21 protein-coding genes are annotated in these 17,956 nt (G+C 67.0%); 9 read left to right on the forward strand and 12 right to left on the reverse strand.

The window, feature by feature from the left end:
* Window positions 1-35 precede the first annotated feature (35 nt).
* The 3 genes from AX708_RS01070 to AX708_RS01080 are packed head-to-tail and all read right to left on the reverse strand — an operon-like array spanning window position 36 to window position 1,319.
* Complete coding sequence (locus AX708_RS01070) at window positions 36-584, reverse strand: molybdenum cofactor guanylyltransferase (RefSeq protein WP_067489175.1); 549 nt, start codon at window positions 582-584, stop codon at window positions 36-38.
* Window positions 562-903: a putative quinol monooxygenase gene (locus AX708_RS01075; RefSeq protein ID WP_067489178.1), complete on the reverse strand. Its 342-nt coding sequence runs from the start codon at window positions 901-903 to the stop codon at window positions 562-564. Before AX708_RS01075 ends, AX708_RS01070 begins: the two co-directional genes overlap by 23 nt.
* A gap of 5 nt (window positions 904-908) precedes the next feature.
* Window positions 909-1,319, reverse strand: coding sequence for a nuclear transport factor 2 family protein (locus AX708_RS01080; protein WP_067489181.1), 411 nt, complete (start codon window positions 1,317-1,319; stop codon window positions 909-911).
* Between the two features lie 123 nt (window positions 1,320-1,442).
* Between AX708_RS01080 and AX708_RS01085 the strand changes: the two genes are divergently transcribed.
* Window positions 1,443-2,252: an SDR family NAD(P)-dependent oxidoreductase gene (locus AX708_RS01085; protein ID WP_067489185.1), complete on the forward strand. Its 810-nt coding sequence runs from the start codon at window positions 1,443-1,445 to the stop codon at window positions 2,250-2,252.
* Window positions 2,253-2,343: 91 nt separating this feature from the next.
* Here AX708_RS01085 and AX708_RS01090 read toward each other — a convergent pair whose 3' ends face one another.
* The gene (locus AX708_RS01090) at window positions 2,344-3,120 is read right to left on the reverse strand and encodes an SDR family NAD(P)-dependent oxidoreductase (RefSeq protein ID WP_067489188.1); all 777 of its coding nucleotides are present in this window, start codon (window positions 3,118-3,120) and stop codon (window positions 2,344-2,346) included.
* Between the two features lie 104 nt (window positions 3,121-3,224).
* Between AX708_RS01090 and AX708_RS01095 the strand changes: the two genes are divergently transcribed.
* Window positions 3,225-4,844 (forward strand): FAD-dependent oxidoreductase, encoded by a 1,620-nt coding sequence (locus tag AX708_RS01095; RefSeq protein WP_156454503.1) that lies wholly within the window; start codon window positions 3,225-3,227, stop codon window positions 4,842-4,844.
* A 137-nt stretch (window positions 4,845-4,981) separates the two neighbouring features.
* Here the strand turns inward: AX708_RS01095 and AX708_RS01100 are convergent, their stop codons facing one another.
* Genes AX708_RS01100 through AX708_RS01110 form a run of 3 tightly spaced genes read right to left on the reverse strand, consistent with a single transcriptional unit; the run spans window position 4,982 to window position 8,165 of the window.
* On the reverse strand, window positions 4,982-6,313 hold the full coding sequence (locus AX708_RS01100; protein WP_067489194.1) for an SRPBCC family protein: 1,332 nt from the start codon (window positions 6,311-6,313) through the stop codon (window positions 4,982-4,984).
* The gene (locus AX708_RS01105; RefSeq protein WP_067489197.1) at window positions 6,313-7,578 is read right to left on the reverse strand and encodes a cytochrome P450; all 1,266 of its coding nucleotides are present in this window, start codon (window positions 7,576-7,578) and stop codon (window positions 6,313-6,315) included. The genes AX708_RS01100 and AX708_RS01105 overlap by 1 nt, the downstream gene beginning before the upstream one ends.
* Complete coding sequence (locus AX708_RS01110; RefSeq protein WP_067489200.1) at window positions 7,578-8,165, reverse strand: carboxymuconolactone decarboxylase family protein; 588 nt, start codon at window positions 8,163-8,165, stop codon at window positions 7,578-7,580. Before AX708_RS01110 ends, AX708_RS01105 begins: the two co-directional genes overlap by 1 nt.
* Before the next feature lie 129 nt (window positions 8,166-8,294).
* Between AX708_RS01110 and AX708_RS01115 the strand changes: the two genes are divergently transcribed.
* The 3 genes from AX708_RS01115 to AX708_RS01125 are packed head-to-tail and all read left to right on the forward strand — an operon-like array spanning window position 8,295 to window position 10,524.
* Window positions 8,295-9,605, forward strand: a complete 1,311-nt coding sequence (locus tag AX708_RS01115) for a cytochrome P450 (RefSeq protein WP_067489204.1) — start codon at window positions 8,295-8,297, stop codon at window positions 9,603-9,605.
* A complete protein-coding gene (locus AX708_RS01120) occupies window positions 9,605-10,006 on the forward strand; it encodes a putative quinol monooxygenase (protein ID WP_067489207.1) in 402 nt (133 codons plus the stop codon). Before AX708_RS01115 ends, AX708_RS01120 begins: the two co-directional genes overlap by 1 nt.
* On the forward strand, window positions 10,003-10,524 hold the full coding sequence (locus AX708_RS01125; RefSeq protein WP_067489210.1) for a nuclear transport factor 2 family protein: 522 nt from the start codon (window positions 10,003-10,005) through the stop codon (window positions 10,522-10,524). Before AX708_RS01120 ends, AX708_RS01125 begins: the two co-directional genes overlap by 4 nt.
* A gap of 113 nt (window positions 10,525-10,637) precedes the next feature.
* Here the strand turns inward: AX708_RS01125 and AX708_RS20685 are convergent, their stop codons facing one another.
* Window positions 10,638-10,988 carry a nuclear transport factor 2 family protein gene (locus AX708_RS20685; protein ID WP_067489213.1) on the reverse strand — a complete coding sequence of 117 codons (351 nt, stop codon included), beginning with the start codon at window positions 10,986-10,988 and terminating at the stop codon, window positions 10,638-10,640.
* A gap of 121 nt (window positions 10,989-11,109) precedes the next feature.
* Between AX708_RS20685 and AX708_RS01135 the strand changes: the two genes are divergently transcribed.
* Window positions 11,110-11,643 (forward strand): carboxymuconolactone decarboxylase family protein, encoded by a 534-nt coding sequence (locus tag AX708_RS01135; RefSeq protein ID WP_067489216.1) that lies wholly within the window; start codon window positions 11,110-11,112, stop codon window positions 11,641-11,643.
* On the forward strand, window positions 11,640-12,005 hold the full coding sequence (locus tag AX708_RS01140) for a hypothetical protein (protein WP_067489219.1): 366 nt from the start codon (window positions 11,640-11,642) through the stop codon (window positions 12,003-12,005). The genes AX708_RS01135 and AX708_RS01140 overlap by 4 nt, the downstream gene beginning before the upstream one ends.
* Before the next feature lie 113 nt (window positions 12,006-12,118).
* Here AX708_RS01140 and AX708_RS01145 read toward each other — a convergent pair whose 3' ends face one another.
* Window positions 12,119-12,637: a VOC family protein gene (locus tag AX708_RS01145; protein WP_067489222.1), complete on the reverse strand. Its 519-nt coding sequence runs from the start codon at window positions 12,635-12,637 to the stop codon at window positions 12,119-12,121.
* A gap of 1 nt (window position 12,638) precedes the next feature.
* Window positions 12,639-14,213: a fatty acid--CoA ligase gene (locus AX708_RS01150; RefSeq protein ID WP_233999587.1), complete on the reverse strand. Its 1,575-nt coding sequence runs from the start codon at window positions 14,211-14,213 to the stop codon at window positions 12,639-12,641.
* 106 nt (window positions 14,214-14,319) lie between these two features.
* On the opposite strand from AX708_RS01150, the gene AX708_RS01155 reads away from it, so the two are divergent.
* On the forward strand, window positions 14,320-14,724 hold the full coding sequence (locus AX708_RS01155) for a PaaI family thioesterase (RefSeq protein WP_067489228.1): 405 nt from the start codon (window positions 14,320-14,322) through the stop codon (window positions 14,722-14,724).
* A 29-nt stretch (window positions 14,725-14,753) separates the two neighbouring features.
* On the opposite strand, the gene AX708_RS01160 is transcribed toward AX708_RS01155, so the two are convergent.
* The gene (locus AX708_RS01160; protein ID WP_067489231.1) at window positions 14,754-15,293 is read right to left on the reverse strand and encodes a nuclear transport factor 2 family protein; all 540 of its coding nucleotides are present in this window, start codon (window positions 15,291-15,293) and stop codon (window positions 14,754-14,756) included.
* Complete coding sequence (locus AX708_RS01165; RefSeq protein ID WP_067489233.1) at window positions 15,290-16,294, reverse strand: NADP-dependent oxidoreductase; 1,005 nt, start codon at window positions 16,292-16,294, stop codon at window positions 15,290-15,292. Before AX708_RS01165 ends, AX708_RS01160 begins: the two co-directional genes overlap by 4 nt.
* 149 nt (window positions 16,295-16,443) lie before the next feature.
* Between AX708_RS01165 and AX708_RS01170 the strand changes: the two genes are divergently transcribed.
* The gene (locus AX708_RS01170) at window positions 16,444-17,391 is read left to right on the forward strand and encodes an SDR family oxidoreductase (RefSeq protein ID WP_067489236.1); all 948 of its coding nucleotides are present in this window, start codon (window positions 16,444-16,446) and stop codon (window positions 17,389-17,391) included.
* Window positions 17,392-17,956: the final 565 nt, after the last annotated feature.

Genomic DNA, 17,956 nt, shown 5'->3' on the forward strand with positions numbered 1-17,956 from the left:
AGCGGGAGGGGAGCGAGACTTGGCGGCTTTGCCGCCTAGTCGCAGCGGGGTGGGCCGAGATCCTCGGGAAAATTGACGTTCATCAGCGCCTGGGACAGCTCCACCCGCCGCGCGCCCACGTGGTCGGCGAAGCGGTAGAGCGACCTGCCGCCCTCTGCCAGAAACGCCTCGAGCACTGGCCCGGCTACCACCGGCCAGAGCCCCACCACCGGCTGGCTCTCGACGATGGCCGCACCCTCGCCCGCCAGCGTCGCGGCGAGATCGAAGGGCAGGTCGGGCACGTCCACGCCCGCTGACAGCACCGCGTCGAAGCCCCGCTCGCCCGCATGGCGCAGCGCCGCCGCCAGCCCGCCGAGCGGTCCAAGTCCTGCCTCGGGCCAGTCGGGAATGCAGGCGAACCCCGCCTCCTCGCGCCCGCACACCACCACCGCCTCGCACTGCGCCGCCAGCGCGGCCGCCACCCGGTCGATCAGCCGCGCGCCTTCATAGATCGCCTGCGCCTTGTCGCTGCCGAAGCGGCGCGCCTGTCCGCCGGCGAGGATCGCGCCAAGGAGCAATGGATCAGTCGAAGGCCTCGGTTGCATTGCCCTCGGCATTGTAGACCGGCCCTTCCGCGTCAACCCGGTACTTCCGGCTGACCGCGCCCGTGATCCCGAATTGGCCGATATGGTCGCGCATGCCGGTGTAGGCCGGGTCGCGGAAGTGGGCGGCGAGGGCCTCCTCGCTCTCCCACTCCTCGAACACGTTGACCCGCGCGGGGTTCATCGAACAGGCGCTCCAGTCGTAGTGGATGCAGCCCTTTTCCGCGAGCGCCGCCTCGATATGCGGGCGGGCGGTGCGCAGGGCCTCGTCGCGCTGCGCGGGGTCGAGGTCGATCTGCGCGGAGATCAGGATCTTTGCCATGGTAATCAGCCCTCCACGCCGAATTCGGCGATGATCTTGAACTTGCGTGAGGTGAACAGCCAGCGGCCATCGACCTTGCGCAACTCGTCTTCATAGAGCCCGCCGACATGGCGCGCCTTGCCGTCCTTGGGTTTCAGGATTTCCTGCGTCTGCACCCGCGCCCTCGCGGTGTCGCCGGTGACTTCGATCATGCAGGGGACGCAGTGGAAGCTCACCGCCTCGAGCCCGGACATGGCCCCGTTCCAGAAGGTCACGATCGCCTCCTTGCCCTCGGTCTGGTGGCCCATCAGGTCCCAATGAGCATCCTCGGCCCAGACGCTCGCCCAGATGTCGCTGTCGATCCGCACTACGCCATCGGCATAGGTGCCATTGAGTTCGTGGATCGCCACGCGATCCTCGAGGGGTCCGGTAAACATGGTGCTCTCTCCCTTGTCGTCGGTGGCTATCGGCCCCGAGGACACCAAGCGACAATGCCCACTTTTGGGAAGGGTGAGGGCGGGGCGGGGCGTGTTACTCCCCCGGACGAGAGGAGACACATCATGGGACAACTCGAGGGCAAGAGCGCCGTCATTCTGGGCGCGGCGTCGGAGGGCAACATGGGCCAGACCATCGCGCGCCTGTTCGCAGCCGAGGGCGCGCGGGTGATGGTCGCGGGGCGGAAGGAGGCGCCGCTCGCCGCGCTCGCGGCGGAGATCGGCGGCGCCTACACCCTGTGCGACATCGCAAAGAAGCCCGAGGTGAACGCGATGGCCGATCATGCGGCGGCCACCTTTGGCCGCGTCGACATCGCGATCAACACCACCGGCTGGGGGCTGCTCGCGAGCCTCGAGGAGATCACCGACGAACAGCTCGACCAGATTGTCGACCTCCAGTTCAAGGGGGTGCACCACTTCCTTCAGGCCTTTGTCAGGGTGATGAGCGCTCAGGCCCCGACCGGCGGCTCGCTGATCTCGCTGTCCTCGGCCACCACCAAGGCGATCATCACCAACCACGCGGCCTATATCGGCACCAAGCGCGGCTCCGAGGCGCTGATCGAGTGCGTCGCCAATGACTACGGGCACCTCGGGATCAAGGCCAACACGGTCTCGCCGGCCTTCACCGACAGCCCGATGACGCACGAGAGCTTCCAGGTCCCGGGCCTCACCGATGCCTTCCTGCCGCGCTATCCGATGGGACGGCTCAACACGGTCGACGACGTGGCGCACGCCTGCCTGTGGCTGAGCACCGATCAGGCCTATGTCACGGGCGCGAACATCCAGCCCAATGGCGGCCTCATCATGCGCGGCAATCCGCAGGCGCATGATGTTGCGGCAGCCGTCGGGGCGGCGATGGCGAAGCTGCAGGGGTAAAAGATTCGTCGTCCCGGGCTTGACCCGGGACCGCTATCGGCAGGCGCCAAGTTTCGAGCGGTCCCAGGTCAAGCCCGGAACCCGCTCTAGCTCAATACTGCGCCGTCCCGCCGTCGACGCTGATCTGCTGGCCGGTGATCCCACCGCCCGCTTCGCTTGCGAGAAGGACCGCGACCGCGGCGACCTCCTCGACGGTGTTGGGCCGCTTGATCGCCGCTTCGGAGGCGAACATCTCGATCATCTCCTCGAACTCGAGGCCCATCGCCTTCGCGGTCGCGGGGCCGTTGTTCCTGATGATGTCGGTGATGACGATGCCGGGGCAGATCGCGTTGACCGTGACGCCCGCCGCGCCGACTTCGCGCGCGAGGCTCTTGGTCATGCCATTCACCGCGTGCTTGGCGGCGGAGTAGGCGGTCAGCACCGGCTTGCCGTGCTTGCCCTCCATCGAGGAGATGTTGATCACCCGGCCATGGCCCTTTGCCAGCATGGTCGGCAGCGCGCGGCGGGTGGCCCAGAAGGTCGAATAGACGTTCCACTTCATCGCCTCGTCGAAGGCGTGGTCGGAGAGGTTGACCAGCGGCTGCAAATCGCCCGCGCCGCCCGCGTTGTTGACGAGGATGTCGAGCGTGCCGAAATGCGCGGCGGTGTGGTCGACAAAGCCTTCGAGGTCGGACTGGTTCATCACGTCACCCGCGACGAAGATCGCGTTCTCGCCCGCCCCGAGCTCCTCTAGCACCTTCGCGCCCTTCTCGGGGTTGCGCGCAAACAGCGCGACCTTGGCGCCCTCGGCCAGAAAGGCCTCCGCGATCCCGCGCCCCATCCCCGCCGTGCCCCCGGTGATCGCGGCGATTTTTCCTGCGAGTTTCATGCAATGTCTCCTTTGACCGTGTGGGTAGCGGGCCGCAGGCCGCCGCGCACCTTGCCAAAATGACGGGTTGCCGGATGCCGTCCCCGAGGCGTCTAACCTTCGCCATGGGAGAGGTGGACGTCATCATTCTGGGAACGGGCGCGGCCGGCATGGCGGCGGCGCTCGCGGCACACGAGGCGGGCGCGAAGGTCGCGATGGTCGAGCGCTGGGAGCGCATCGGCGGCACCTCTGCGATCTCGGGCGGGGTGATTTGGGTCGCCGACAACCCGCGGATGCGCGCCGCGGGCATGGCCGACAGCCGCGAGGAGGCGCTCGCCTATTTCCGCAGTCTGGATCACGGCGATCTGGTGGACGAGACCTTGGAGGCCTTCGTCGACCGAGGGCCCGAGGCGCTGGCCTTTTTGGAAGAGGCCGGCGCGCTCAGCGTCTCGGTGCTGCCGGGCTATCCCGACTATTACCTCGACCGTCCGGGAGCGAAGCCCGAAGGCAGCCGCGCGCTCGACCATGATCTGTTCGATCTGCCCGAACTGGGGGATTGGGCTGCGAAGATTTACGCCATCGAGGAACCCAAGCCGCTGATGTTGCGCGAGACGCCCTTGGGCGGCGCGACCGCCATGCCGCCGCCGGAGGTGCTGGGCGCGAGGCTGGCGGCGCGGCAATGCGGCTTCGGTCAGGCGATGGTGGCGCGGCTCTTGAAGGCGTGTCTCGACCGGGGGGTCGCGCCGCTGCTCGGGGTGGATACCAAGCGGCTGGTGAAGGACGGCGAGCGGGTCACCGGGATCGAGGGCGAGCGTGACGGCGCCCCCTTCGCGCTCTCCGCAAGGCGCGGGGTCATCATCACCACCGGCGGGTTCGAGTGGGACGCCGAATTGCGCCAGACCTTCCTGCGCGGCCCCGTCACCGCGCCCGCGAGCCCGCCCACCGGCACCGGCGGCGGGCTCAAGCTGGCAATGGCGGCAGGCGCGAAGCTCGGCAACATGACGAGCGCATGGTGGGCGCCCACCTTGGTGACCCCCGACGCGCCATGGGCCAGCGGCGAACAGCGCGCGCAGATCATCCTGATCGAGCGCACGGTGCCGCATTCGATCATGGTCAACCGGAGCGGGAAGCGGTTCTGCAACGAGGCGGCGAATTATTCGGCCTTGGGGGGCGTGTTCCACCAGTTCGATCCGGCCAACTACGATTACCTCAACCTCCCCGCATACCTGATCTTCGACGCGCAATATGCCGCGCGCTATCCGCTGGGGACGCGCCAGCCGGGGCAGCCGATGCCGGAGTGGGTGAAGCGTTCGGAGAGTCTGGAGGGGCTGGCGGAGCAGATCGGGATCGACGGCGCGGCGCTGACCGAGACGGTGGCGCGCTTCAATGTCCATGCCGATGAAGGCCAAGATCCCGATTTCGGGCGCGGAACCAGCGCCTACGACCATTTTTATGGTGATCGCTCGCGGGAAGGCACGGCCGTGACCTTGGGAGCGATCCGCGAGGCGCCCTTCTATGCAGTGGAGATCGCCTCGGGGCTGCTCGGCACCAACGGAGGCCCGCGGACCGACGGGCAGGCGCGCATCCTCGGCCATGACGGCGCGCCGATCCCCGGCTTGCTCGGCGCGGGCAATGCCATCGCCTGCCCGACCGGCGGGATCTATGCGGGGGCGGGCGGGACGCTCGGCCCGGCGCTGACCTTCGGCTATATCGCCGGGCGGACGGCGGCGCTGGCGAACCTTTAATTCGTCATTGCGAGGAGCCGAAGGCGACGCGGCAACCCATGGGCTGACCGTTCCAACACGACATGGCCCTCGCGCATGTCACTGAGGGCGGGCCGTGGGTTGCGTCGCTGCGCTCGCAACGACGAAGAGGAAAGCGCCTAAGCCCCCACCCACCTGTCGATCGTATCATGGAAGAAGCGCACCCGCGCCTCCTGCCCGGCGAGGTGCCCGCCCTTGTAGCCGCGCGATCTGAGGCCGAGTTGCTGCTCGCTCCAGATGCTCACGTCCTGGTCGATGCCGGGGCCGCAGGAGAGCTCGCCGACCACCCCGCGCTGGTGCGGGACGGGGACGGTGCGGTCGACCTCCTGCCCCATCGAATAGGCGTAGTAGCGGTCCACGCCCTCGGGGAACCACGTGAAATACCACATGTCGAAATAGCACCGCTCGGGATCGGTGGGGTGCGGGTCGGCGCGCAGCCAGATGCAGCCGTCGGGCTTGAGGCTGAAGCTGATGTTGGGGAAGATCGTGTAGTGGAAGTGGTCGGTCAGTTGGGCATCGTGGAAGTGGCTGAAGTCGTAACCCTTCTCAGCGCCTTTTGCCCGCTTGGCCTGCTGGAGCGCCGCGCGCGTGCGCAAGGGATCATCGCGGAAATCCTCGGGGTCGAGGCCCCAATAGGTGAGCTCGGTGCGCATCATGTCGAGCACGGTGTCGGTGTGGCCCCTCAGCGAGCGTGAGGGCCGCGAGCCCGGCATGAACATCCGCGCATGGCCATGGGGCGCGTAGAGATCGAACTGGCAGTCCTTGTAGCTCTGCTCCATCACGAAGCGGGTCTGCGGGTGGACGAAGGGCAGGTGGTAGGACTCGTTGAAATTGTCCTGCACGCACTTCCAGTTCCAGTCGCCCTCGAGCGTCACCCAGTGGGTGCGGTGCATCTGCTCCATCTTGTAGAGTGCGAGCTGCGGGCCGACGGGGCCAAGGTGCTCGGCGAGCGGCGCGGCGTGGGGATCGAGATTGACCCAGACGAAGCCCGCGAAGACCTCACAGCGCACCTCCTCAAGCCGCACCTTGCCGCAGGGATTGCCGCCGGCAAAATCCTCGGGGCAGGGGACGAAGTTGAGCTCGCCCCCGGGCGTGAAACGCCAGCCGTGGTAGGAGCAGGCGAGGCGCTTGGATTGGCCCTCCTCCTCCATGACGAGGCGTTTTCCGCGGTGCGGGCAGACGTTGTAGAAGGCGCGCACCTGCCCGTCCTCGCCCCGCGTGACGAGGATGCTTTCGCGGCCGATGTCGTAGGTGAAGAAGTCCCCCGGCTTGGCGACCTGCGACGCGAGGCCGCCGATCAGCCAGGCCTTGGTCCAGATACCCTCCCACTCGGCTTGCATGAAATCGCGCGACCAGTAGCGGCTGCCGTCGATGGGCTTGTCCGATAGGCGCGGCATCGGCTGGGGGCGCACGTCGATCCGCGTCGGGGCGGGGGTGAGCAGGGTGGCCATCAGCGCTTCCTCGGCTGGAACACGATGTTGAGCTGCTTCAGCGAGCGCAGCAGGAAGTGCGGGTGGTAGCTGAAATCGTTCTCGCCTTCCGCGAAGTCCATGTCCTCGAACCGGTCGACCACCGCCTGAAAGCCCCATGTCAGCTCGCGCCGGGCGAGCGGGGCGCCGAGGCAGTGGTGCGTGCCCGACCCGAAGGCCATGTGCGCGCCCGCCTTGGGCCGGTCGAGATCGAGCTTCTCGGGGCATTCGAAGAACCGCTCGTCGCGGTTCGCCGCACCGTAGCGGACATTGACGACCGATCCGGCGGGGATCGTCACACCGTCCAGCTCCACATCCGCGTGGGTGAAGCGCATCAATGACTGCACCGGGCTCTCGAGCCGCAGCACCTCCTCGACGAAATTGCGCATATACTTGTCGGGATCGGCCTTGAGCTTGGCCCACACGTCCTTGTTCTCGATCAGCAGCTTCATCCCCGCCGCGAGCGCATTGGTGGTGGTTTCCGAGCCGCCGACGAAGGTGTCGGCCATCATCTCGGCGTGGAGTTCCTCGTCGTTCAAGGGCCGCCCCCAGCCTTCGATCACGGTGTTGACCAGCACGGAGATGAGGCTGCCGTCCGGCTCCTCGCGCAGCCTCTCGAAGATCGGCTGGAAATAGTGCTGCGCCTCGATCTCGCGGTCGACCATTTCGAGGTGCTTGTCCTCGGGCAGCATCAGCGAAATGCGGTGGAAGAAGGCATCGGTCCAGCCCTTGATCCGCCACATGTCTTCGCGCTTGGCACCCATCTGCTCGCCGATGATGAAGAGCGGCAGGGGGACGCAGAACTGGCGCACCCAGTCGCAGCGGCCATCATCCACGAACTCGTCGATCAGCTCGTATGCGAGGGTTTCGACGCGCGGGTCGATTTCCTTGATGCGGCTAGGCTTGAACGCCTCGTTGAACATCGCGCGCATCTGCTTGTGATTGGGATCGTCGCGCCCGGCGAGCGTGGGCGCGGGGAGCCAGCCTTTCTCGCGGAAGCGCTCGGCGACCTTGCGCCCGCGCTCCATGTCGACCGGCGAGGCGCGCATCAGCTCGCTCAGGGCGGTGGAGGGGAAGCGCTGCGGGTCCATCAGCACCTCGCGCACATGGTCGTAGCGGCTGACGACATAGATCTGCGTGCCGGGGATGTTATAGACCGGCGCCTCGTCGCGAAGCTGCTTGTAGGCCTCGTAGGGGCACTGCTGGAGCGCGGGGTCGAACAGGTTGATCTGGGGCTGGCTGTTCATCAGCGCACCTCGATCTTGTCGGCGCCCCACGGCGCGATGGTTTCGGCGGTCTTGAAGGCCTCGGGAAGTTCCTCGACCATGTGCCAGGTCGCCGCGAGCCGTCCGAAGCCGACGAAGAAGGCCACCGTCATGCCCAGCTCGACGATCTGGGCTTCGGTGAAATGCTGGCGCAGGTCGGCATAGACTGTGTCGTCGATCGCGAGGTGATCGGTCGCCATCAGCTCGCCGTAACGGATCGCGGCTTTCTCGGCGGCGCTCAGGTTCTCGGCCTCCTGCGGGCGTTCGAGCGAGCACACCAGCCCCTCGGTCACCCCGTCCGCGACGGCATCCGAATAGCGGATCGCCATGCAGGAGCGGCACTGGTTGAAGAAGGCGACCCTGAGGCGCACCAGCTCCACCAGCCGTTCGGGCAGCGAGCGATTGCGCTTCAAGGCCCCGCCAAAGCCCATCAGGCCCAATGCCTGCTCCGGGCAATGCGCAAAGTAGCGGGTGAGGCCCTGCTCGAGATCGGTCAGATTATCCGGCTGGATCGCGGCGACAAGGCGCGCGTCCCACTGGTCGGGGGGAAGCTTCTCGATGCGGCTCACAGGTCTCTCTCCCCTATCGGCACTGGCATTTTCGCCCGTTTCCGTAAGGTCGAGGCTGCGGGACAACCCCCCCGACAGCAATTGGCGGATTCGCTAAGCGGCGAGGCGCCCCGCGTTGGGAGAGGCGGATTGCAGGCGGGACACCCTCGCACACTGGCCGATGTCGACCTGTTCGCTCCGGGCGCGCAGGAGCACTGGTATACGGCCTATGCGATCCTCCACAAGGAGGCCCCGGTGCAGCGCCTCCCCGGCGAGGGGCTGACCCCGGGCACCGATGCCTTCGTCCTCACCAAATACGAGGACGTGCGCCGCGTGGTGATGGACTGGGACCGCTTCCCGCCGACGCTCTCACTGCTGGTGGCGCATATCCAGCAATCGGGGCAGATGCCGGCGCATATCCCCGATATCGACGCGATGGTCGCCAGCATCGTCTCGCTGCGCCCCGATCCCAAGTTGTGGCGCGCGCATCGCAAGGAGCTGACCGATCCGTGGGTCGGGCCGGGCTGCACGCGGCACGCGGGGATGATCGCGGGGCACGTCGACGACCTGATCGCCGGGTTGCTCGCCAAGGCGAAGCGGGGCGAGCCGGTCGATTTCGTCGCCGATTTCGCGCGTCCCCTGCCGCAGCGGGTGATGGCGAGCGTGCTCGGCTTCCCGCTGGAGGACATCCCGCGGCTTGAACAATGGGGCAATGCGCAGGTCATGTCCTATGTGATCGGGACGACGCACAAGAATATCCTCACTCCCGAGCAGTCCGCCGAGAAATTCCGGCTGCTCGCAGGGATGAAGGAATATGTGGCCGAGCAGACCCGCCAAAAGCGCGCCCGCCCGCAGGACGACATGGTGAGCTTCCTCACGCAGGTCGAATATACGCCGCTGGGCCGCAAGCTCACCGACGACGAGATCAATGGCGTGGTCTACGCCATGGTGATCGGCGGGCTGGAGACGACGCAATATGCCCTCGCCGAACAGGCGCAATTGCTGTGCGACCGCCCCGGGATGTTCGGCACGTTGCGCGGCGACCGCGCGCTCACTCGCACCTTCATCGAGGAGGGGATGCGGCTGCGCTCGCCCACCCAGGGGCTCTCGACCCGCATCTGTGCGCGCGACGAGGTGTTCCAAGGGGTGGAGGTGCCCGCCGGATCGATGCTTCACTTGAGGTGGGCCGCGGCGAATATCGATGCCGACGAGTTCGAGGACCCGCTCGACCTCAAGCTCGACCGCAAGGCCGCCACCCGCCACCTCGCCTTCAGCCAGGGGCCGCGCTCGTGCCCGGGATCGAACATCTCGCGCCTCGAACAGATGATCGCGTGGGAGAAGCTCTGCGACGCCTTCGCCGACCTCGCCTACGCGCCGGGCAACGACTTCCGCCACCAAGGCGGGATCATGCTCGGGATTTACCGCCTGCTCTTGACCCTCGCACCCACGGAGACACCCTGATGGCCAGCCTGCTTGCCCATATCAAGATCCAGCCCGGTAAGGAGGCCAAGTGGGAGGCGATCATGCGCGACATGGTCCACCACACCTTCGGCACCGAGGAAGGCGTGATCCGCTACGAATACTGGAAGGGGCAGGAGCCGCTTTCGTATTATTGCCTGCTCAGCTTCAAGGACAAGTGGGCCTTCTACCACCACCAGATGTCCGACCACCACGAGGGCCATGATTTCGCCGATGTGCTGGCGGGGATCACACTCGAATACATCGACCCGGTCGAGGGCGCGGGCGGGGGGCTGCCGCACACGTCCGATCCGGCGCTGCCCGACGATGCGAGCGAGAATATGAAGATCGCGCAGGAGCGCTTTCCCCTGTCGATCCCGGCATGGTGGGGGGAACGCGCATGAACGTGGAAGCGAAGCTCCAGGAGCTGCTCGACCGGCAGGCGATCAACGATCTGATCGCGCGCTATTCGCGCACATTGGACTGGCTCGACGATGAGGGGCAGGCGGGATGCTACTGGCCCGAGGCGGCGATCGATTACGGCTTTTTCACCGGCACCGCGGCCGAGTTCGTGCCGGTGGTGATGGCGGTGGAGCGTTCGACCGGCCGCCGCTGGCACATGCTCGCGCCGCTCAGTGTGAAGCTCACCAGCCCGACCACGGCGGAGGGCGAATGCTACGGCGTGGCACTCGGCTTCCGGCGGGAGGACGAGAGCGAGCCGTACAAGGGCAACATGTACGGCGGGCGCTATCTCGACACCTACGAGAAGCGGGATGGTGAATGGCGCATCGCCAGCCGCCGCTACATCATGGACTGGACTATGGCGATGCCCGACCAGCCCGACGCCTCGCCCAACGCCGCCTTCCCGCTGCCGATGCTCGATCTGCGCGAGAGCGGGCACCCGGATTACCGGCGGATGTGACGCCTACCTTCGTTATTGCGAGGCCGAAGGCCGCGGCAACCCATGGACCGACAGCGTGCCGCAAGCTCAGGCCATGGGTTGCTTCGCTTCGCTCGCAATGACGAGCGGCAGACCTACTCCGCCGGGTCCATGTAATCGCGGTAATAGGTGAGTTTCCCACCCTCGACCTTGTAGATCCCGACCCCGCCGCGCGGGGCGTGGCCTTCCATGTGCATCGTCCAGCGCGCCCACACCGCGTGGTCGTCGCCGCAGATTTCGTCGACGGTGAAGTGGACCTTCCGGTCGCCCATCTCCTTCACCATCGTGGTCATGAACCCCATGATCGCATCTCGGCCCCGGTATTGCCCCCAGATCGGGTCTTCGAGGAAGGCGTCCTCGGCGAAGAGGTCGACCAGTTTCGTGTAGTCGCCGCTGTCCTGGATGCGCCAGAAATCCTCGATCACGCGCTGCGCTTGCCCGGGCATTGCCTGTCTCCCTCGCTGTTTCGCGCAGTCTGCCACGCGCCGCTGCCGCGCCCGCCTGTGAAAATGGCGAGGGAGTCGTAACGGCACCCCCCTGTTATTCTGCCCGCAAAGGAGAGGCCTCATGTCGACCGTCCCCCGCGTATCCTCCGCCATTGCCGGAGAGCCGGCGCATTTCGGCTCGGTGCTCGCGCACCAGCCCGCCATCGCGGAGAGCTTCTTCGCGCTCTATGGCCGCTTCTGGGGCTCGGACGTGCTCTCGGCGCGGATCAAGGAGGTCGCGCGGATGCGCAATGCGCGCGTCACGGAATGCGGGTTCTGCCGCAATGTCCGCTTCGACAAAGCGGTTGCGCAGGGCCTCGGCGAGGAGGTGGTGGACGACATCACCGACGGCTACGAGGCAAGCGCGAAGCTCACCGATGCCGAGAAGGCGGCGCTCAAATTCACCGATGCGCTGATCCACGATCCCGAACTGCTGACCGGCGATGCGCGCGCAGCCTTGCAGCGCCACCTGACGCCCGCGCAGATCGCCGAGCTGGGCCTCGGCGTGACGCTGTTTCTCGCGCTCGCCAAGGCGCTGATCACGATGGGGCTGGAGCCGGAGCAGATGGACCGCACCGTGCTGCCCATCCCCGCCGTGCTGGAGGATGTGGCATGAGCGCCGTCTGCGCCGCGCTGTCCGCCGATCCGGTGCTCGCCAGCCACTACGCCGATTTCCGCGGGAAGACCGAAGCCGCGCTCGACCCGGCACTGGTGGCGCTCGTGCGGCAGGCAGTCGCAGCGGTGCACGGGATGGGTGCGGCACCGGGCGAGAGCGGCCTCGACGAAGGCACCCGCACGGTCCTCGCCTACGCCCGCCGGATGCCTTTCGAGCACACCGCGATCAGCGATGCGGAGGCCGCCGCAGTGGTGGCGCATCTGGGGGAGGCGGGGTTCGTCGCCTTCTCGGTGCTGGCGGCGCTGGCAGATGCGGAGTGCCGCGCTGAGCAGGTCGGGTTGGCGGAATTGGCGGGGGGCTGACCACCCTTCGTCATTGCGAGCGTAGCGAGGCAATCCATGACCGAACCGCGCAACCGCGACTGTCGGAGCATGGATTGCCGCGGCCTTCGGCCTCGCAATGACGAGGAGAATGGCTAACCCAACTCCCGTATCAGGTCGCGCCCGTCCCAGCCTTGCGCAGCCTTGGCGACCATGTCGTAGAACCCCGTCAACAGCGGCGTCGGCTCGTAGAGTTCGAACATGTGCCCGAAGCTCGGCCGCGCATCGACGAAAGCGAAAGCCGTGCCGCCCTCGGTTACCGAGAGCTGCTCGAGCGGCATCCCGTCAGCGGTGAACCGTCCGATCGCGACAGCCAGGTCATCGACGAAGAGCGCGGCGTGATGCAGCCCTTCGCGGCCCGAATTCCATGCGAACATCTCATGCAGCGCGGAGGGTTCGGGATTGTGCTGCACCACCAGCTCGAGCATCACTCCGCCCCATTGGCCATAGGCGCTTGAATGGTCGAAGGGCTGCTCCACCCCGCGGTGCTGCGAGGAGGCGAGCTTGATGTGCCGCGCGACGAAGAACGGGCCCGAGCCGAATTGCCGGTGATGCCGCTTAATCGCCGCCTCGAGGTCGTTGACCTTGTAGGCCAGTTGCCTGACCGGCAGCACCTCAGTTCACCGCCCGGTCTTTCCCCGCCCAGTAAGGCGCGCGCAGTTCGCGGCGCAGGATTTTGCCTGAGGGGTTGCGCGGCAGGGCGGGGATGAAGTCGACCGACTTGGGGCACTTGTAGCCCGCGATCAGCGTGCGCGCGTGGGCGATCAGTTCGGCCTCGGTCAGCTCCTCGCCGGCCTTCACCACCACGCAGGCCTTCACCGCCTCGCCCCACTTGGGATCGGGCACGCCGATCACCGCCACGTCCGCGACCTTGGGATGCGAATAGAGCGCGTTCTCGACCTCGGCGGGGTAGACGTTCTCGCCGCCCGAGATGATCATGTCCTTCACCCGGTCGTGGATGTAGAGATAGCCGTCCTCGTCGAGATAACCCGCGTCCCCGGTGCGCAGCCAGCCCTCGGCGTCGATGGTGGCGGCGGTGGCGTCGGGGTTGTTCCAGTAGCCGCGCATGTTCTTCGACGACCGCGTGGCGATCTCGCCCACGGTGCCCGCCGGGACTTCATTCCCGGCCTCGTCGATCACCTTGATCTCGACCCCCGCGAGCGGCTTGCCGACAGAGCGCATCCGCACCGAGCCTTCGGGCACGTGGTCCTCGGGGTCCAATGCCACGATGGTCCCGCTCGTCTCGGTCATGCCGTACATCTGCACGAAGCCGCAACCCATCACCCGGATCGCCTCGCGCATCAGTTCGAGCGGGATGGGGGAGGCGCCGTAGGTGACGTATTTCAACCGGCTGAAATCGACCTCGCCCACCTTCGGGTGGTTGAGCAAAATCTGGAGCGCGGCGGGCACCAGGAAGATCTTCGAGATGTTGTAGTTCTGGATCAGGTCCAGCGCCTTGGTCGGATCATATTCGGGCAGGACGATCGAGTTGGTCCCCGCCACCAGCGTACCGATGCCGGTGCCCGTGCCGCTGATGTGGAAGCAGGGCATGGCGAGCAGGGTGACATCGCCCGGGATCGGCTCCTGCCACTCGCGCATTTCCTCGGCCGCGGCGGAGGCGTCGCGGCTCGAGAGGATCGAGCCATGGGTGATGACCGCGCCCTTGGGCTTGCCGGTGGTGCCCGAGGTGTAGAGTTGCAGCGCGTCGTCCCCGGCCTTCACGCGGTGCGCGGGGGGCTTCGCGGGGAAGCCGTCGCGCCAGGTGCGATAGTCGGTGCCCGCAAAGTCGGGCGCGTCGATCCCGATCACCTGTTCGACATGGGGGCAATCCGGGCGGATGGCTCCGAGCACCTCGGCAAACCCCTCGCCCACGAACACCACGCGCGCGCTGCTGTTGTCGAGCACATAGGCGACTTCGGGCGGGGCGAGGCGCCAGTTGACCGGGGTCATTACCGCGCCGATGCGGTTCGCGCCGAGGAAGGCCTCGAAATAGAGCGGGTGGTTCTTGCCGAGGAAGGCGACGCGGTCACCCGGCTTCACGCCCAGCGCGACAAGGCCGTTCGCCACCCGGTCGGCGCCCGCGTCGATCTCGGCGAAGCTGATCTCCTCGCCCGCGTAGCTGAAGGCGCTCACCGCGCCTTGGGTCTGCGCATGTTCGCGGACGATGTCGCAGAAAGACTCTGCGGCCAATGCTGTTGTCTCTCCCATGAGGCGAGGGGATACCCTGCGCTGCCGCGCGTGTCATTGGCACATTTCATAGCGGGCTCGTGGCGGCGCGGCGGGGTAGGGTGCGCGGATGGCGATACCTTCAGGCTTCGAACCCGCCGGCTTCACTCCGGGCTTTCTCGACCAAGGCGGCCCCTATTATCTCGGGGGCGCGGTGGAGGGCGTCAGGATGGTGGGTCTGCTGATCTGCCCGCACCACATCAACTACAAGGACGCGGCGCATGGCGGGGTGATCTCGACCTTTGCGGACGTGGCGCTTTCGCACGCCGTGTATGATGCCGAGAGGCCGAGGCTTGCGCCTTCGACGGTGACGCTGACAGTCAACTACCTCGCCGGCGCGAAGCTGGGCGACTGGCTGGAAGCGCGCGTGCGGATCGACCGGCTGGGCGGGCGGACGGCCTACACTTCGGGCGGCATCTGGCGCGGCGCGGAGCAGATCGCGACGATGAGCGGGGTGTTTGCTTTCAGGCGATGATGTCCCCCTCCTGCAGGCGGGAGGGGGGATCAGCCCAGCCACGCCGTGATCGCTGCCGTCGAGGGATCGCGCTCGTCGTGATAGCCCGCCGCGCCCTCCGGCGTGTCGGAGAGGTCGACGCCCTCCACCACCCGGAACTCGCGCCAGTCATAGAGGCCCGTGCGCTGGGCGAGGCGCCATTCTCCGCCCCGCTTCTCGAACCGGTCGACATAGCGCCCGGCGACGATCGCGGAGTAGACCACGCCCTTGTCGGGAAACACGGCCGCCAGCGGATAGCCGGGGGGAATGGTGTGCATCGCGGTCATGTAGGTTTCGGTGTGGCACAGGTCGCCGCCCTCGAACCCGAACACCGTCTGGCCAAGCTGGTGCTGGGTCGCAAGGCACGGGTCGATCACCGCGCGGGCCTGCTCCACGAACCCGCGCCAGTCACCCTCGATCGTGCCGAAGCGGAAGGTCGCGTCCGGGTGGAACAGGCGCTCCATCATCTCCCACCGCCGCCGGTCGATGGCGTGGGCATAGGCGGCGAGGATGTCGCGGATCGCCTCGCGGTCTTCCAGAGTGCCGGTCATGCTGCGTCTAGCTCCACGATCACCTTGCCGATATTGACACCGGTGAAGAGTTTGGCATAGGCGGTGAGGGTGTTCTCGAGGCCGGTGGTGACGTCATAGGGCATCACCAGATCGCCGCCTTCCGTCCATTCGCGCAGGCGGTGGGTGAGCGCGGGGCCTTCGTGCATGAAGTCGGGCGAGAAGAAGCCCTCGATCCTGAGGCGCCGCATCAGCACCTGGTCGAATTCGCGCGGGGCGGTTCTTGCGCTTCCGCCATAGTCCGCGAGCAATCCGCACACCGCGATGCGGCCATAGTGGTTCATGCGGGTGAGCACCTGGTCGAGCAGCGGCCCGCCGACATTGTCGAAATAGACGTCGAACCCGCCTGCCACATCGAGCTGCGCACCGAGGGCGCCGGACTTGTAATCGACCACGCCGGTGACGCCGATTTCGTGCTTGAGGTATCGCCATTTGCGATCCCCGCCCACGATCCCCCACGCCTCGCAGCCGAGCAGCTTCGCGATCTGCACCGCGAGGATCCCCGTCGCCCCCGCCGCGGCCGAGACCAGCACCCGCTCGCCGGGCTTCGCCGCGCCGGTCTGCTCGATGCCCCACAGCGCCGTCCACCCGTTCATGCCGAGCGGGCCGAACCACGCGCGCCGGTCGGCGACGGCGGGGTCGAGCAGCAGCGCGCCTGACATCACTGCATCGACCGTGCTGATGTCGGCCCACTGCCCGAAGGCGCGGACGAGATCGCCGATGCCGAAGCCTTCCGCGCGGCTTTCGATCACCTCGCCCAGCACCAACCCGGTCATCGGGCCGCCGACGGGGAGCGGCGGCTGGTAGCCGTCCTCTCGGTCGGTGAGCCACATCCGGGTGCCCGCGTCCATCGACAGGTGGGTGTTGCGGATGCGGATCTGGCCGTCCGCCAGCGGGGCGAAGTCCTCCTCCACCAGTTCCAGCGCGGCGGCGAAATGGCTGCCCTCGGGGCGGCGCGCGATGCGCCAGATGCGGTTGTCCATGGGCACGGCTTGTCCGGCGGCCGCGCCGCTACGGCAACCTCGCCTTTTCGCTAGGGCCGTGCGCGCCCCGGCTATCACTTTGGCGCGGTGCGAGGGCGCGAGGCGCTTCCTAGTCTCGCCGCCACAAGAACGAGAGGGAGAGAGGGAATATGGCACTCATCACGGTGATCGGCGCGAGCGGGCGGCAAGGCCTTGCCCAGGTGCGCCAGGCGCTCGCCGCCGGATACGACGTGCGCGCGATCTCGCGCCGCCCCGATGCGCTGGAGGGCGCGCCGGTCGAGGGGATCGAGCGGGTCGAGATCCGGCCGATGGACCTCTACGACACCTCCACCTTCGCCGCCGCGCTCGAAGGCAGCGACTACATCTTCTACACCCACCCCCTCCAGGCCCGCGCCGACCGCGCCTATCTGGTTGGCGAGGTCGGCAAGGTCGCCGCGCATCTGGGGGTCAAGCGGGTGGTGTGGAACACCTCGAGCTGGATCCCCGACAAGCCGGGCGACCCCTTCACCTATGGCGGCAACACCCAAGGCATCAACGCCCTGTGGCGCAGCGGCGCGCCGGGGACGGTGTTCGGCTCGGTGCTGTTCATGGACAACCTGCTGACCAACTGGGCGCGGCCCTTCATCGTCAACGAGGGGCGCTATGTGTACCCGCACAACCCCGCGCTGGAAGCCAACTGGATCAGCCTCGACGACGTCGCGCGCTTCATGCTCGCGAGCCTCGAGCGGCCCGACATGGAAGGCGCCTGGCTCAACATCGGCGGGCCCGAGCGGCTGGTCGGCAAGCAGGTGACCCGGTGCCTCTCCGAAGCGCTCGGCAAGGAGATCACATACGATCCCTGCACCCCCGCCGAGTTCGGCCGCTACCTCGTCGAGGCCGCCGGGGATTCGATGCCCGAGGCGATGCGCGCCGAATTCGCCAAGGGGATCGAGGACTTCTACGAATACAACAACACCGCGCCCACCAAGCCCTTCGCGGTCGACATGGAACACGTCTACGAACGCTTCCCCGAACTGGAGGGCAAGCTCGAGACGATGGGCGAATGGACCAAGCGGCAGGACTGGGGCGAGAGCAATTATCGGCCGGCGTTCGGGTGATCTGACCTGGGCCCACCCCTAACCCCTCCCGCAAGCGGGAGGGGGACTGGTTGGCGCGATCAACTCCCCTCCCGCTTGCGGGAGGGGCTGGGGGTGGGCCTGTCCCGATCCCGCTCCTGAGCCGTGACGGAAGCCCTGCAAAGCGGACAAAGCGGACACCCTGTCCGCTTTGTCCGCCTCCGATTTCACCAATAAATACAGATATTCACACCAGCTTTCGACAAGCGGACGGACAGGGGGCGCGGCCTTGTTTGGCGCCGCGAATATTCAACGGCCTCGCAGGCCGGACAGAACAATGGGAAAGAGCCGGGGCGGAGTGTAGCGGCTCGCGGGTGTGTAGGAAAAAGGTGCGCCACACCCCTTGCTCGTCACCCCGTGCTTGACACGGGGCTTGGCTGCTTTCCCTTCGGCGGGCGAGGAAGAAAAGCCTAACCCCGGATCAAGTCGGGGGCGACGATTAAGGGGATGGCGGCTTCAGCCTCGCTTCGGCCAAAAGCGGACCTTCTGCAAACGTTTAGAGTTTCGGACGCCGATAGGCGTCGGAAAGTCGACGGTGCCCGAACCC

The organism is Erythrobacter sp. CCH5-A1, from assembly GCF_001557115.1.
Taxonomy (GTDB): Bacteria; Pseudomonadota; Alphaproteobacteria; order Sphingomonadales; family Sphingomonadaceae; genus Erythrobacter.

Bases quoted from the DNA above. Each gene is read 5' to 3' on its own strand.
- AX708_RS01070 (WP_067489175.1), bottom strand. From the start codon at position 584: ATGCAACCGAGGCCTTCGACTGATCCATTGCTCCTTGGCGCGATCCTC.
- AX708_RS01075 (WP_067489178.1), bottom strand. From the start codon at position 903: ATGGCAAAGATCCTGATCTCCGCGCAGATCGACCTCGACCCCGCGCAG.
- AX708_RS01080 (WP_067489181.1), bottom strand. From the start codon at position 1,319: ATGTTTACCGGACCCCTCGAGGATCGCGTGGCGATCCACGAACTCAAT.
- AX708_RS01085 (WP_067489185.1), top strand. From the start codon at position 1,443: ATGGGACAACTCGAGGGCAAGAGCGCCGTCATTCTGGGCGCGGCGTCG.
- AX708_RS01090 (WP_067489188.1), bottom strand. From the start codon at position 3,120: ATGAAACTCGCAGGAAAAATCGCCGCGATCACCGGGGGCACGGCGGGG.
- AX708_RS01095 (WP_156454503.1), top strand. From the start codon at position 3,225: ATGGGAGAGGTGGACGTCATCATTCTGGGAACGGGCGCGGCCGGCATG.
- AX708_RS01100 (WP_067489194.1), bottom strand. From the start codon at position 6,313: ATGGCCACCCTGCTCACCCCCGCCCCGACGCGGATCGACGTGCGCCCC.
- AX708_RS01105 (WP_067489197.1), bottom strand. From the start codon at position 7,578: ATGAACAGCCAGCCCCAGATCAACCTGTTCGACCCCGCGCTCCAGCAG.
- AX708_RS01120 (WP_067489207.1), top strand. From the start codon at position 9,605: ATGGCCAGCCTGCTTGCCCATATCAAGATCCAGCCCGGTAAGGAGGCC.
- AX708_RS01125 (WP_067489210.1), top strand. From the start codon at position 10,003: ATGAACGTGGAAGCGAAGCTCCAGGAGCTGCTCGACCGGCAGGCGATC.
- AX708_RS20685 (WP_067489213.1), bottom strand. From the start codon at position 10,988: ATGCCCGGGCAAGCGCAGCGCGTGATCGAGGATTTCTGGCGCATCCAG.
- AX708_RS01135 (WP_067489216.1), top strand. From the start codon at position 11,110: ATGTCGACCGTCCCCCGCGTATCCTCCGCCATTGCCGGAGAGCCGGCG.
- AX708_RS01140 (WP_067489219.1), top strand. From the start codon at position 11,640: ATGAGCGCCGTCTGCGCCGCGCTGTCCGCCGATCCGGTGCTCGCCAGC.
- AX708_RS01155 (WP_067489228.1), top strand. From the start codon at position 14,320: ATGGCGATACCTTCAGGCTTCGAACCCGCCGGCTTCACTCCGGGCTTT.
- AX708_RS01160 (WP_067489231.1), bottom strand. From the start codon at position 15,293: ATGACCGGCACTCTGGAAGACCGCGAGGCGATCCGCGACATCCTCGCC.
- AX708_RS01165 (WP_067489233.1), bottom strand. From the start codon at position 16,294: ATGGACAACCGCATCTGGCGCATCGCGCGCCGCCCCGAGGGCAGCCAT.
- AX708_RS01170 (WP_067489236.1), top strand. From the start codon at position 16,444: ATGGCACTCATCACGGTGATCGGCGCGAGCGGGCGGCAAGGCCTTGCC.